The organism is Niveispirillum irakense DSM 11586 (assembly GCF_000429645.1).
GTDB lineage: Bacteria > Pseudomonadota > Alphaproteobacteria > Azospirillales > Azospirillaceae > Niveispirillum > Niveispirillum irakense.
In genome coordinates, this window is sequence record NZ_AUCG01000002.1 from 66036 (window position 1) to 80695 (window position 14660).

At 64.6% G+C, this 14660-nt stretch carries 11 protein-coding genes; 2 read left to right on the forward strand and 9 right to left on the reverse strand.

The features are described from left to right. Nucleotides 1-2: 2 nt before the first annotated feature. The 5 genes from G473_RS24415 to G473_RS0101030 all read right to left on the reverse strand — a co-directional run bounded on the left by G473_RS24415 (nt 3) and on the right by G473_RS0101030 (nt 6370). Nucleotides 3-1310, reverse strand: a complete 1308-nt coding sequence (locus tag G473_RS24415; RefSeq protein WP_051329740.1) for a type II toxin-antitoxin system HipA family toxin — start codon at nt 1308-1310, stop codon at nt 3-5. Continuing rightward, nucleotides 1310-1555: a helix-turn-helix transcriptional regulator gene (locus G473_RS0101015; protein WP_051329757.1), complete on the reverse strand. Its 246-nt coding sequence runs from the start codon at nt 1553-1555 to the stop codon at nt 1310-1312. Before G473_RS0101015 ends, G473_RS24415 begins: the two co-directional genes overlap by 1 nt. A gap of 128 nt (nt 1556-1683) precedes the next feature. Beyond that, nucleotides 1684-4350: a DNA translocase FtsK gene (locus G473_RS0101020; protein ID WP_029011575.1), complete on the reverse strand. Its 2667-nt coding sequence runs from the start codon at nt 4348-4350 to the stop codon at nt 1684-1686. A gap of 42 nt (nt 4351-4392) precedes the next feature. Beyond that, on the reverse strand, nt 4393-5646 hold the full coding sequence (locus G473_RS0101025; RefSeq protein WP_051329742.1) for an aminotransferase class I/II-fold pyridoxal phosphate-dependent enzyme: 1254 nt from the start codon (nt 5644-5646) through the stop codon (nt 4393-4395). Between the two features lie 385 nt (nt 5647-6031). Next, a complete protein-coding gene (locus tag G473_RS0101030) occupies nt 6032-6370 on the reverse strand; it encodes a P-II family nitrogen regulator (RefSeq protein WP_029011577.1) in 339 nt (112 codons plus the stop codon). A gap of 271 nt (nt 6371-6641) precedes the next feature. Here G473_RS0101030 and G473_RS0101035 point away from each other — a divergent pair, with 271 nt between their 5' ends. After that, entirely contained in the window at nt 6642-7886 is a 1245-nt protein-coding gene (locus tag G473_RS0101035) for a UbiH/UbiF/VisC/COQ6 family ubiquinone biosynthesis hydroxylase (protein WP_029011578.1), read from the forward strand. Between the two features lie 248 nt (nt 7887-8134). Here G473_RS0101035 and G473_RS0101040 read toward each other — a convergent pair whose 3' ends face one another. The 3 genes from G473_RS0101040 to G473_RS0101050 form a co-directional block, all read right to left on the reverse strand. Next, nucleotides 8135-9088: an acetyl-CoA carboxylase carboxyltransferase subunit alpha gene (locus G473_RS0101040; RefSeq protein ID WP_029011579.1), complete on the reverse strand. Its 954-nt coding sequence runs from the start codon at nt 9086-9088 to the stop codon at nt 8135-8137. 180 nt (nt 9089-9268) lie between these two features. After that, on the reverse strand, nt 9269-9928 hold the full coding sequence (locus G473_RS0101045; RefSeq protein WP_029011580.1) for a CoA transferase subunit B: 660 nt from the start codon (nt 9926-9928) through the stop codon (nt 9269-9271). 120 nt (nt 9929-10048) lie between these two features. After that, on the reverse strand, nt 10049-10750 hold the full coding sequence (locus tag G473_RS0101050) for a CoA transferase subunit A (RefSeq protein WP_029011581.1): 702 nt from the start codon (nt 10748-10750) through the stop codon (nt 10049-10051). Between the two features lie 242 nt (nt 10751-10992). Between G473_RS0101050 and G473_RS0101055 the strand changes: the two genes are divergently transcribed. Further along, on the forward strand, nt 10993-11622 hold the full coding sequence (locus G473_RS0101055; RefSeq protein ID WP_029011582.1) for a MarC family protein: 630 nt from the start codon (nt 10993-10995) through the stop codon (nt 11620-11622). Nucleotides 11623-11634: 12 nt separating this feature from the next. Here G473_RS0101055 and G473_RS0101060 read toward each other — a convergent pair whose 3' ends face one another. Further along, nucleotides 11635-14565 carry a sensor histidine kinase gene (locus G473_RS0101060; protein ID WP_029011583.1) on the reverse strand — a complete coding sequence of 977 codons (2931 nt, stop codon included), beginning with the start codon at nt 14563-14565 and terminating at the stop codon, nt 11635-11637. Nucleotides 14566-14660: the final 95 nt, after the last annotated feature.

Genomic DNA, 14660 nt, shown 5'->3' on the forward strand with positions numbered 1-14660 from the left:
GCTCAGCTTCCCTGAAGCCAGCCACCGCCGCGCAGGGCGAAGGGGCGGGTATCCACTGTCACCGGCTTGCCGATAATCTCGCCTAGTTGCATCGCGCGCTGACCGATGCAGGATAGGATGTGCCCAAAAGGGGCTTTCTCACTGAAGGGGGGCTCCTGACACAGCGCGCGTGCCTGAAGCACGATGGTGCTGGCCATACGATAGGCTTCGCTCAGAAACGCACGGCGACCGGCGGCTGTCGAAGGGGCCAATCCTTCAATATCGGCCAGCGTGATGTCGGATGCTCGCCGCGCCGCGCCGATGGCCATAGCGAAATCCTCAGTTAAGGTCGGGTAGATCCGGGTACAGACCAGATCATAGGCTGGAGCCAGGATCGGCGCCCGGCTTGGCTCTTCATAAAGAAGGCTGCTATTCTTGGCATGGGCATCGGCATTGCCGATCAGGAAATTGAACAGCACCCGGCGGCGGAATTCCTGTTCGGCCAGGGCCGGAACCCGGACGCGCTTGAGCAGAGCTAGGCAGTCCGGCAGCGCCGGTCCGATTTGAGCGCCCTGGTCATCGAACTGATATTTGCGCTCCGGCGGATGTCCCAGCGCCTGGCACATATCCTCCTGATGCTGTTCCGTGACATGGTGATGCCCGTCCACCACCCGGTCATAGCGGGTCACCAGCAGACAGGGAATGCCGCCGAAGGCGCGTAGTGCCACGGGTGCCACATCCAGCCCCATCCGCTCGGCCAGCCGCATGCAGAAAGCCTCGTTGCGGACAATATCGGCATAGTCACTGTTGGCGGCGATCTTGACGATATGGGTGGAAGGCGAACCACCCAAGGGCCTGAAGATGCAATCGTCGAAAATGGTCACCGCTGTCTTGGCCTGGGCGCCGGCCAGGGACAGCCGCACCCGGCCATCACTGGAGAAATTGGGGTCGGTCGGCAGCCGGCGCGCCAGTTGGGCGAGATCGGCATCATCCATCAGCTCATAATCGGCGGCGATGGTGGGGGCGGCACCGGGCGGCAGCAGCCGCACGGCACCAGCGCATTCCCCGCCATAGGCTTCCAGCAGGCGGAATGTCTCATAGGGCTGCAGCCGCTTATTGGCCGCCGCATGGCGCAGAGCTTCGCCCTCCGGCAGCAGGCCGGCGAAGAAGGGGCGGCAGGCCTCATCGGCATAGGGTTCGGCGCGCACCGGCAGGCTGAGCGACAAGGGCGGCACATCCGACCCGGCATAGGCAAAACGCAGCCGGCCCTGATCCTCCACGGTCAACGTGCCCACGGGTCGGTCACCGAGGAAAATGTCCAGCCGGTCCATCACCGTACCCGCGCTTCCAGATCGATGCCCAGGGCCGTCAGCAGTTCAAGGGTTTTGCCGATCTCCGCCGTGGGCTTGCCGTTCTCAATGCCATTGACAAATTCCAGGCTCAGCCCCGCCAGGGCCGCCAATTGCCGCTGGGTCAGTTTCAGTGCCTTGCGGCGCGCGCGGATGGCGTCCCCGATATCGGCGGTGCTGGCAATCCGCGTCGATGGTTGACCAGCCCCTTGGGCGAAGAAGAACATGGAGCCTTCCATGATCGGTTATCACCGATCATGGAGTTCATTGGCCGGCTTTGGCAATGAAAATTCGGTGTACGCCGAACTTTTGGCGCAACCCGCCTGTCCAGCGACAGACGATCAGCGTACGCCGATCAATTCACCCGTTCATTATCGTCGATATTGCGGGCCAGCACTTCGCGCTTGCCGGCATGGTTGGCCTTGCTGACCACGCCTTCCTTTTCCATCCGCTCAATCAGGCGGGCAGCGGAATTGTAGCCGATGCGCAGATGGCGCTGGATGAAGCTGGTGGAAGCCTTGCCTTCCCGTGCCACCACGGCCACCGCCTGATCATAAAGATCATCGCCGGATGTGCCAGCGCCACCGCCGCCGCCGTCACCGCCGCTGGCTGTGGCGGGGTCGAACTCCTCTTCCTCTTCCGTCACGGCATCGACATAGGACGGTTCACCCTGCGCCTTCAGGAAGCGGACGACCTGTTCCACCTCGTCATCGCGCACGAAGGGACCGTGGACGCGGGTGATGCGGCCGCCGCCGGCCATGTAGAGCATATCGCCCTGGCCCAGAAGCTGCTCGGCCCCCTGTTCGCCCAGGATGGTGCGGCTGTCGATCTTGCTGGTGACCTGGAAGCTGATGCGGGTGGGGAAATTGGCCTTGATCGTGCCGGTGATCACGTCCACCGACGGGCGCTGCGTCGCCATGATCAGGTGGATGCCGGCGGCACGCGCCATCTGGGCCAAGCGCTGGATGGCCGCCTCGATATCCTTGCCGGCCACCAGCATCAGATCTGCCATTTCGTCCACGATCACGACGATATAGGGCAGTTCCGACAGGTCCATCGGCTGCTCTTCCTCGATCGGCTTGCCCGTATCGGGGTCATAGCCGGTCTGGACGCGGCGGGTCAGGATTTCGCCGTTGTCGCGCGCTTCCTTCAGGCGGGCGTTGTAGCCATCGATATTGCGCACGCCCAGCTTGGACATGTTGCGATACCGGTCCTCCATCTCCCGCACTGCCCATTTAAGCGCCACAACCGCTTTTTTCGGATCGGTGACGACGGGGGCCAGCAGATGCGGGATGCCTTCATAGATCGACAGTTCCAGCATCTTGGGATCGACCATGATGAAGCGGCACTTGTCCGGCGGCATCCGGTACAGAAGCGACAGGATCATGGTGTTGATGGCGACGGACTTGCCCGAACCGGTGGTGCCGGCCACCAGAAGGTGGGGCATGCGGGCCAGATCGGCGATGATCGGCCCGCCGCCAATATCCTTGCCCAGAACCAGCGGCAGCTTCTGCTGGCTCTTCTCATAGGCGTCCGACATCAGCAATTCGCGCAGGTAAACGGTTTCGCGACGCTGGTTCGGCATTTCAATGCCGATGGCGTTGCGGCCTGCCACCACAGCCACACGCACGGAAACCGCGCTCATGGACCGCGCGATATCGTCAGCCAGGCCGATGACGCGGGCGGATTTCAGGCCGGGGGCGGGTTCCAGCTCATACAGGGTGACGACGGGGCCGGGGCTGACCTTCACGATCTGGCCACGGATGCCGTAATCCTCCAGCACGCCTTCCAGCATCTCCGCATTGCGCTGAAGCGAGGCTTCATCCATGGCGGGGCCGGCGCCGGGCGGCGGTAGTTGCATGATCTCCACGGGCGGAAGCTCATGTTCGCTGCGCACTTCCGGTTCCAGATGCAGGGCAGGCTGGCGGGCCTTCTCCATCTTGCGGGCGACATCGGGCAGGATCGGCTTGGGCCCGCGTTCCACCACGGGGGCGGGACGGCGGCGGTCATCCCCGGCGGCAACCGGGGCGGGGCGGGGAACATCCACCTGCAGCATCGGCTGCGGCGACGGCGCCATGGCAGGATCGCCGGCGGGGGGAACGGAAAGGCTTGGTGCGGTGCGGGGCGCGGCCTGAGCGCCGGCAGCGGCCCCGGCAGCCGCCCGACGGGTGGGCAGGCGGGTGCGCAGCGCCTCGGCCTGGCGCCGCAGCCTTGCCATCAGCCCTTCGCTGGGGATCGCCGCCGGTCCGCCGGCAGGGGCAGTTTCCATGGCGGGGGACCAGCGGCCGCCCCCCATGGCCACCTGCTGCTGCTGGCGCGTGGTGGCGGTGGCCGACCGCTGGGCGGCGCGGTTGGCAAACCACAGGCGGGCGGTGCGGATATTCTCCCGCAGGTCACGCAGCGGGATGGCCAGTGCGGCCAGCAACGCCAGCAGGAAGGGCCCCAGCAGCACAAGCGTCAGCAGGGGCAGGGCCGCCTTACCGGCAAAATCGCCAAACAGCTTGGCCAGGGGGTTGACCAGCATCAGCCCGGCGCTGCCGCCATTCGTTGAATTGCCGGTGACGGCGATCAGCAGCATGGCCGCCAGCAGCACGGCCACCAGGGCCGCCGGCACCCGCCACGGCCAGTTGGGGATGGGCCGGTGACGGAACAGGGAAAGGCCCCAGCCGGCCAGGACCAGCACGATGACAAAGGCGCCCATGCCCAAAGTCTGCCACAGCACATCGGACAGATAAGCGCCGGGCAGGCCCATCATGTTGCGGATGGCCACCGTCTCGTCCGGTACCGCCGTGCTCCAGGACGGGTCGCGGGAATGATAGCTGGCCAAGGCTGCGGTCAGGGCCAGGGCCAGCCCGACCACGCCCAGCCCGGCAATCTCACGAAGCCGGCGCTTCAGGAAGATCGCGGTCCCTTCCGGCAATAGCCGAGTCTTGCGCCGGCCGCCCCCCGTGGCGGGTGCTGGCGCGCCAGATGCCGGCCGGCGACCGGATGGGGCGGGGCGGGGGGAGGGACGGCTCGGCATGGCACTCTCTTGAAACGCGAGACGACAACAGATTGGGGCGGATCAGGCCAGGACGCGGCCCAGCCGTTCCAGGGCCAGCCCTGTGCTGGGCGTATCATGCACCAGGGCGACGCGGATATAGCGGTCACCATGGTTGTAACCATCTTCGTTCGGCTGGGTCAGATAGGCGCCGGGCAGCACGCGGATGGCCGCTTCCTGCCACAGGCGCTTTGCCGCTTCTTCCCCATTGGCGCAGACAGAACTGACATCCAGCCACAGGAAAAACCCGCCCTGGGGGCGATAAAAGCCCAGCCGGTTGCCCAAGGCCGCTTCCGCCGCATCAATATTGGCGCGGTAGAATTGCCGGTTGGCCTCCACATGCGCTTCGTCCTGCCACAGGGCGATGGACGCGGCCATGATGGGCAATGGCATGCCGGCCAGGGAATAGTTGCGCAGGCGGGTGAACAGTTTCACCAGATCGGGATCGCCCGCAACGAAGCCGGAACGAAGCCCGGCGGCGCTGGATCGCTTCGATAGCGAATGGAATGCCAGCAGGTTGTTCAGGCTACCACCCATGGCGAGCGCGGCCTGCATGGCCCCCGCCGGCGGCGCCTTGTCCCACAGCTCGGCATAACATTCATCGACGGCCAGCACGAAACCATATTGCCGGGCCAGTGCCAGGGCGCGCTTCAGATAATCCAGGCTGGCCACGGCCCCTTGCGGATTGGCGGGGGTGCAGAGATAGAACAGGGCCGTGCGCGCCCATGTCTGCTCATCCACCGCATCCAGATCGGGCAGGAACCCGGTCTCCCGCGTCGCATCCAGCAGAATCGGTTCCGCGCCCGCCATCACGGCTGCCCCCTGATAGACGGCATAGAAGGGGTTGGGCAGCAGCACAGCCGGCTTTCTTCCATCCTTCTTCGCCGGGACCACCAGTTGCGCCAGCAGATAGAGGGCTTCCCGCGTGCCACTGACCGGCAGGATGCAGCGATCCGCGTCAACCATCGCATCCGGCAGCCCATAGCGGCGCCCAAGCCACCCGGCCACGGCCTGACGGAAATCGGCCGTACCTGCCACGGGGGGATATTTGCCCCAGGATGTGGCATGGGCTGCCATCGTCTCCAGCATCAGCGCGGGAGGCTGGTTCTGCGGCTCGCCCACGGTCAGGATGGTGGGGGTGGCATTGGCGCGGGGCGACACATCGGCCAGCAGGGCCGCCAGCCGGGGGAAGGGATAATCGCTGAGGTTTCCCAACCGATCATTGCTGGGGAACGGGGAGGGGGCGGGGGAGAGGCCGCCTGCGACCGCTACACTCATAGATATCCTGCTGGCGCTGAAACGGGGCGGCGACGGCTCTCTGCCGCGCCTGTTGCCGGATTGTACTCCGTCCGCCACCCGCGGCACAAGCAGGGGCCAAACCGGACCTTAAGCGCCAAGAAATGGTTTATTCCAAAGGCTTGTGGATAATTTCTGAGAAAGCCGTTGAAAACTTTTGCAAATAGTTGATCTGATTACGTGATTTTGGAGAACGAATCAGGAAAACAGGGGCGGAAATCTCTGCTCTGGCTCGTTTATCCACAAGCGGATTACCCCTTTTGCCACAAGGCAGAACGCAAAGGCCCGGCACATCGCGGGGGATGTGCCGGGCCTTTTACGTCGGGTTACGTTGGCGGGGCGACTGCCCTGCCTGTCCGTCCCGCGCTTACAAGGCGTCGGCGTTCTGTTCGCCGGTGCGGATGCGCACGGTCTGGACCACATCCATGACGAAAATCTTGCCATCGCCGATGCGGCCAGTATTGGCGGCCTTCTGGACGGCATCCACCACGGCATCGACCAGATCGTCGGTCACTGCCACTTCCACCTTCACCTTGGGCAGGAAGCTGACGGAATACTCGGCCCCGCGATAAATCTCGGTCTGCCCCTTCTGGCGACCGAAGCCCTTAACCTCGGAAACGGTCAGGCCCTGGATACCGAGAGCCGTCAGGGCCTCGCGCACCTCGTCCAGCTTGAACGGCTTGATAATGGCCACGACGAGCTTCATTGCGCTCTCCCTTCCTTTTGCATGGAACAGATCTGAACGAATGGTCTTCCGGCGCCGGCCGTCGCGACCAGTGCTGTTGTCCACAGTGTAACTTACAAGAACCGTGCCGCGACTGGTTTTCGCGGAACTGGTGGGGTATAGCCGTGCCAGCGCTGACCATCAGGCGCAACCATGGGCAGATGTTGGTCAAAAATTGTGCAATTCATGCCCGAAACCGCCTGCGACTGAAGGTATGCTGGACATGCCGCCAAGAACGCCCAATTCTTCATCCATGGAAACGCAGATCCCCCCCTCCCTGATCCCGGACCATGCGGGCGATGTGATCATCGTCGGCGGTGGTCTTGCCGGTCTCAGCCTCGCCTGTGCCCTGGGCACGGCGGGCGTCGCCACCCTGGTCGTTGATCGCGACCCGCCGGAACAGCAGCTTGAACCGGAATTTGATGGCCGGACAACGGCCATTTCCTATGGTTCCGCCATGGTGCTGGAAGGGGCGGGCATCTGGCGCCATCTGGACGGCCAGGTGGGCCCGATGCTGGATATCCGCGTCACCGACCAGAACAGCCCGCTCTTCATGCATTATGATCACCGCGATGTCGGTGATCAGCCCTTTGGCTGGATCATCGAGAATCGGCATCTGCGTCAGGCCCTGTTCCGCCGGCTGGCGGAATTGGACAGCGTTACCCACATCACACCCGTGGCGGTGAAGGGGATGGCGCGCGATGGCAGCGGTGTACTGGTGACGCTGGAGGATGGCCGCCGCCTGTCGGGCCGGCTGGTCGTGGGCGCGGATGGGAAGAAGAGTTTCTGCCGCGAGCATGCCGGCATCCGGCAGATCGCCTGGACCTATCAGCAGCACGCCATCGTCTGCAGTATTGAGCATGAGAAGCCGCATGGCGAGGTAGCGGTGGAACTGTTCCTGCCCGCTGGCCCGTTCGCCATGCTGCCGCTGGCCGGTGGCCACCGCACCAGCATCGTGTGGAGTGAGCGGTCGGACATGGTGGATTTCTATATGGGCCTGCCGCCGGAGCGGTTCCAGGCCGAGCTTCAGTCCCGGGTGGGTGACTGGCTGGGCAGGGTGACGCCGATCGCCGGTCGCTGGGCCTATCCGCTGGGTCTCAGCCATGCCGAACGCTATGTCGATCAGCGCCTTGCCCTGGTCAGCGAAAGCGCCCATGGCATGCACCCGATTGCCGGCCAGGGGCTGAATGTCGGTATCCGCGATGTCGCGGCCCTGGCCGAGGTGGTGGTGGATGCGCTGCGCCTGGGGCTGGACCCTGGCGCGCCGGATGTGCTGGAACGGTATCAGCGCTGGCGCCGCTTCGACACGGTGGCCCTGCTGGCGGCGACCGACACGCTGACCCGTCTGTTCAGCAACAATATCGGCCCGCTGGCGCTGGCCCGGCGTCTGGGCCTTGCCACCGTCAACCGCCTGCCGCCGATGAAAAAGCTGTTCATGCGCCACGCCATGGGCATTGTGGGCGAACTGCCGCGTCTGGTGCGGGGAGAGGCGCTGTAATACCAATCCGCCGAGGGTTTGACCCTTGGCGGATTGGAGGTCGGCGACCGCCGACCCGCGCCACATGGCGCATAGCCAAGGGCGCGGATGCGCCCGCCCGGCGCCTGAGGGAGCGCAAATTTCCCTGGATCGGTCACGATCCAGGGAAATTAGTATAAAAGCGCCTCCCCCCACGGGGGATATGAAAAAGGCGGGCCGGTCATCCGGTCCGCCTTTTGCATTTGTCGGCTTCAGGAGAGAGAAAGGCCTCAGCTCAGGCCCTTCTGCCCCATATCCAGGAATTTCTGGCGGCGGTTATGGCGCAGCGTGCCACCATCCTGCCCGCGCAGACCTTCCAGCGCGTCTTCAATCGCGTTGCCCAGGGCGTGCATCGTCTCTTCCCGACGGCGATGGGCGCCACCGATCGGTTCCTGCACCACACGGTCAATGACGGCCAGATCCTTCAGATCCTGTGCCGTCAGGCGCAGGGCCTGGGCGGCATCGGCGGCATTGGACGCTGAGCGCCACAGGATGCCGGCGCAGCCTTCCGGCGAGATCACCGAATAGATCGAATGTTCCAGCATCAGCACGCGGTCAGCGGCGGCAATCGCAATCGCCCCGCCCGACCCGCCTTCACCGATGATGGTGGACACCATCGGCACCTTCAGGCGCAGACAGGTCTCAATCGACTTGGCGATGGCTTCAGCCTGGCCGCGCTCTTCCGCCGACACGCCGGGGAAGGCACCAGCCGTATCGACCAGCGAGATCACCGGCAGGTGGAACCGGTCGGCCATCTGCATCAGGCGCTGGGCCTTGCGATAACCCTCGGGCTTGGCCATGCCGAAATTGTGCCGTACGCGGCTTTCGGTATCGTTGCCCTTTTCCTGGCCGATCACGACCACGGAACGGCCGCGGAAACGGCCCAGCCCGCCGACAATCGCCCGATCCTCGCCAAACAGCCGGTCACCGGCCAGGGGCGTGAAATCAGTGATCAGCGAATGGATGTAATCCAGGCAATGCGGCCGGTTCGGGTGGCGAGCCACCTGCACCTTCTGCGCCGGGGTCAGCTTGGCGTAGGTGGAGCGCAACAGCTTGTCCACCTTGTCCTGCAGCTTCTTGACCTCGTCGGCGATGTTGAGATCGCCGCCATCGGCCAGATGGCGCAGTTCCTCGATCTTGGATTCCAGTTCCGCGATCGGCTTTTCAAATTCAAGGAAGTGCATCGGGGTGATGGATTCTGCCCTTTGATGAAGCCGGCTGCTTAACATAAGTGCGACCGGGGGGCCACCCTGTTCCTGCGCAGGGCAGCGGTGTAGCACCGTATGCAGCCTGACTGGCGGTAAGTCGGGTGGAGGGCGGGGGCATGGCTTGGCGCCGCCCCGCAGCCCTCCACCCGAAGCGGATCAGAGGGCGACCGTGAAGTCAGCCTCTGTCTTGCTCTTGATCTCTTCCACCGTCACGCCGGGGGCCAGTTCCACCAGCTTCATGCCGCCATCGCCATGCTTGTCGATGGCAAAGACGCCCAGATCCGTAACCACCAGATCCACCACCCGCGTGCCGGTCAGGGGCAGGGAACAGGCCTTCAGCAGCTTGGGTTCCAGGGCACCGGTCTTTTTGTCGATGGCGCAATGCTCCATCACGACCACGACCTTTTTGACACCGGCGACCAGATCCATGGCGCCGCCCATGCCTTTGACCATCTTGCCGGGGATCATCCAGTTGGCCAGATCGCCATTGGCGGCCACCTGCATGGCGCCCAGCACGGACAGGTCGATATGCCCGCCGCGGATCATGGCGAAGCTGTCGGCACTGCTGAAATAGCTGCTATAGGGCAGTTCGGTGATGGTCTGCTTGCCGGCATTGATCAGGTCGGGGTCTTCCTCTCCCTCGAAGGGGAAGGGGCCCATGCCCAGCATGCCGTTTTCAGACTGCAGGGTCACCTGCATGCCCTCGGGGATGTAATTCGCCACCAGGGTCGGGATGCCGATGCCCAGATTCACATAAAAGCCGTCGCGCAGTTCACGCGCTGCACGGGCGGCCATCTCGTCACGGGTCCAAGCCATTTTACTGTCTCCTTGTTCCCTCAGGCGCCGGGCGGGCGCATCCGCGCCCTTGGCTTGCGCGCGATGCCGCGCGGGCCGGCGGTCGCCGGCCTCCCGACGCCCGCCGGGGCGGGCATCGGGTTAATCGCGCTTGCGCGTGGTGCGTTGCTCAATGCGCTTCTCGTGGTTGCCCTCGATGATGCGCTGCACGAAAATGCCGGGTGTATGGACATGGTCGGGGTCAATGGTGCCCACATTGACCAGTTGCTCCACCTCCGCCACCGTCACCTTGCCGGCCATGGCCATCATCGGATTGAAGTTCCGTGCGGTCTTCCGGTAGATCAGGTTGCCTTGCGTGTCGCCCTTCCAGGCCTTCACGATGGACAGGTCGGCGCGCAGCCAGCTTTCCATCACATAGGTCTCACCGTCGAATTCCCGCAATTCCTTGCCTTCCGCCACCAGCGTGCCCACGCCGGTCTTGGTGAAGAAGGCGGGGATGCCGGCCCCGCCGGCGCGGATGCGCTCAGCCAGGGTGCCCTGCGGGTTGAATTCCAACGCCAGCTCGCCCGACAGATATTGCTGCGCGAACAGCTTGTTCTCCCCCACATAGGAGGAGACCATTTTCGCGATCTGCTTGGTTTCCAGCAACTGGCCCAGGCCGAAGCCATCCACGCCGGCATTGTTGGAAATCACCGTCAGGCCCTTGACGCCGCTTTCCTTGATCGCGGCAATCAGGTTTTCCGGGATGCCGCACAGGCCGAAGCCCCCGGCCATGATGGTCATGTCGTCGCGCAGCAGCCCTGCCAGGGCCGATACGGCATCGGTATAGACTTTCTTGCTCATGATGGTTGCCCGTCGGCCTCCTCCGGTCCAGGGGTCGGAACGTAATTGTTTTTATGGTTCCGCACTATGGCAGTGCAACATACGCTCACCTATCGGACAGCGCAAATAGGCAAGACGGCGGCGGCTCCGCCCCATTCCCGGCCATATCAGCCCTTCCATCCAAGCGTTTTACAGGTGATGGGCGACAGCTTATCCCTCGGGGCCATCCCCTTTTCCCCTCTCTGATTGTTGCGGACGCCGTCATGACGGACCTGGTCCTTTCCACCTTCATTGCCTTTTTTGTCACCATCGACCCGATCGGGCTGGGGCCGATGTTTGCCGGCCTGACGGCGGGCATGGATGCCAAGCTGCGCCGCCGCACCGCCATCAAGGGCGTGACCATCGGTGCGGGCCTGCTGTTCGGTTTCGCCTTCGTGGGGGAACTGCTGCTGAATTCCCTGGGGATCAGCACCGGCGCCTTCCGCATCGCCGGCGGCATCCTGCTGCTGCTGGTCGCGATCGAGATGGTGTTTGCCCGCGAAAGCGGCCTGCGCACCGCAACGGAGGATGAAAAGCAGGAAGCCCGCCACCGGGCCGATATCTCCGTCTTTCCGCTGGCCATCCCGCTGATCGCGGGGCCGGGGGCCATGACATCGGTGGTGCTGCTGATGGGGCGGACAGGTGGCGACCTGCCGGGCCAGATGGTTGTGCTGGGCGTGCTGGCCGGTGTGCTGCTGGCGACGCTGGTGGTGCTGCTGTTCGCGGGTGAGGTATCAAAGCTGCTGGGCGTGACCGGCATCAATGTGATCAACCGCGTGCTGGGCATCCTGCTCACCGCACTTGCCTGCCAGTTCGTGATCGACGGCATCATTGAAAGCGGCGTGCTGCGGTAAAAGCCTTTCCACCTACCTGGCAGGCGGGGGCTGGACCGGCAGGCGGATCAGGAACCGCGTGCCCTTCCCCGGTTCGCTTTCCAGCATGATCGTGCCCCCCAGGGGGCCGGTCACCAGATCATGCACAATATGCAGGCCCATGCCGGTCCCGCCGGCATCGCGGCGGGTGGTGAAGAACGGGTCGAACGCCCGCTCCCGCACATCTGCGGCCATGCCGGTCCCATTATCGGCCAGGACCAGGGTGATATATCCCTCATGTTCCGGCTGGGCCTCGATGGTGATGGCCGGCTGGGGCACGCCGGCCAGACCATGGATCACGGCATTCTGCACCAGATTGCTGACAATCTGGGCCAGGGCGCCGGGCAGGGTGGTGACCATGATGCCGGGCGGTCCCATGATCTGTGTCGCCACGCCGCGCTGGCGCAGCATCGGGGTCAGGCTTTTCAGGATATCGGCCAGATACTCCACCAGATCCAGGCGTCGTGCCGCCTCGCTGCTGCGGTCGGCGGATACCTGGCGGAAACTGCGGACCAGCCCGGCGGCCCGTTCCAGATTGCCGGTCAGGATGCGCAGACCATCCTCCAGTTTTTCCAGGAACTGCTCCAGCGCCGTGCGTTTCAGCCGGTTCTCCGTAAAGGAGTCGGCAATCTCGTCCCGCTCATTCTGCAAATGAGTGGACAGGGTCAGGGCGATGCCCAGGGGGGTGTTGATCTCATGCGTGATGCCGGCCACCAACTGGCCCAGGGAGGCGTGGTTTTCCTGTTGCAGCAACTGGTCGCGGGTGGCGCGTAATTCCGACAAGGCATTGTCCAGCCGCGTATAGGCGGCGGCATTGGCCAGCGCGATGGCGCCATAGGCAGACAGGGTGCGGAAGATCAGCTTTTCACGCTCGCCATAGGCATTATCCTGCTGCGTCTGCACCGTCATGACGCCCAGCAGATTAGATCCGGCCAGCAGCGGCGCCAGCAGCAGCGTGCGCATGAACAGGGTGCCGGGAATATGGGAGGGGGCGCTGGTTTCATGCGCCCCGCGCAGCACCAGCAATTCCTGCCGCTCCCGCGCACAGCGGGCCACCAGCGATATGGGATCGGACAGATGGCGCCAGATGGTCGGCAGGGCGCGTGCGCCTTCCAGGCCATGGCACAGCTCCAGATTCTCTCCCGATGCATCCAGCAGATAGATTGAAAAGGCATCGGCCGGCATCAGGCTGCCGGTATGGCGATGCAGGGCCTCGAAAACGGTTTCCGTATCCAGGCTGGCCGTAATTTCCTGGCCAATACGCCCCAGCAATTCCAGCGTGTCTGTCGCCTCCTGCAGCGCGGTGGCGCGGTCGGTCTCGAAGGCGGCCAACTGGCGGTGATAGGCCCCTTCCGCGCGCAGACGCTCCGTCTCGAACTGGGCCTGCATGCTTAACAGCCGGTCATTGACCTCCCGGCTGTGGATCAGGCTGCGGGCCTTTCCGGCCTGGCGTTCATAATCCAGGGCGGCGCGCAGATCGCCCACGGCCTCATGGGCGCTGGCCAGATCGGTCAGCAGGTCGCCCGATATCGTATAGCCATCGATCGACCGGCCCAGGGCCAGGGCGCGGTGCAGGAAATGCAGCGGGGCTGTCTCTCCCGGTGAAAGCGTGGGACCGGGCAGGTCGGGGAAATGGCCATGCAGCAGCGCCAGGCTGCGCAATACCTCGATTTCCCGCCACCGGTCCCCCCGGCTGGCCACCAGATCAGCGGCGGCGGCCAGGGCACTCGCCGCCTCTTCCCCACGTCCCAATTCCAGCAAGGCGCGACCCCGGCCGCATTGGGCCTCCGTCAGCAGGTCACCCTGTTCCAGATCGGTGGCGATATCGGCCAGTTCGTCAAACCAGCGCAGGGCACTGGCGGCATTGCCGGTATCCAGATCCAGGTGCCCCATATGCTCGCAGGCGATGGCATGGTTACGCGACCGGCCGAAGGGGCGCAGCCATTCCATCGCTTCCAGCAGCAGATGCCGCGCCCGGTCGGGCTGGTGCAGGCGGCGCAGCGTGTTGCCCATGCCCCGCAGGCACAGGCCCACCGCCGCCGGCCAGCCGGTGCCGCGTGCCATGGCATGCGCCCGCTCCCGCCACAGGAACTCGCTGACGTAATCATTCAGGTTGGCATGGGCGGCGCCGAGATTGCCCACAAGCAGGACGGCCAGCCGTATTTGACCGGCCAGGACAGCCTGATCACATCCCCGCTGATAATGGACCAGGGCACCGGTGAAATCGCCTTTGCTGAAGTATAGTCCGCCCTCAACATAGGCCATCACCGCATGCAGGCCCGGATGGGTGATGCCGGATGCGGTCGCGCGCAGGTCTTCCCATTGGCGGGCCACCGCCCCGGCATCGGTAAAGGTCTGGTCGCGGGCCATCCAGGCGGCTGCCAGATGCTGGCGAATCACATCCCCGGTGCGCTGGTAAAGCGCCAACGCCTCCCGATGGCATTCCAGCCGGCGGCGGGTCTGTCCCTGGTCCAGGGCCAATAGGGCTTCCACCATCCGGGCGTCGCCCTCGCCCAACGGATCGCCGATGCGGCGGAACGTGTCTCGCGCACCGGCCAGCAGGGCCTCTGCCTGCTCCAGTTCTGCGAAAAGGGTTTTGCCTTCCGCCTTGGTCAACAGCAGTCGTGCCGTCAGCCGGCGCAACTCCCGCTCCTGGCCGCCCCCGGCATGGGGCAGGAGAGCCATGGCTTCGGCCACCATCTCCAAAGCCCGTCGCGTATCCCGCTGGCGGAGATACCAGGCGAGGCTGGTCAGCAGCAGCAGCCGGTCGACCGGGTCCCTGGTCGCGGCAAGCGCCTGCTCCGCGCTGTCAACCTGGTCGGCCAAACCATACAGATCCAGGTCGCCACTGCGCGTTACATCAAAGGAACGCACATTGCTGTCGGTCGCATCGCCCTGGGGCGCTGCCCGGCCGTCCTCAGCCATTGTCGCGTCCTTGCCTGCCATCCACCATCTGGACCCCGCAGCACCGATCAGCGCTGCGGCGCAGCGCGGACCTTCACCAATATTGCACACCCGGA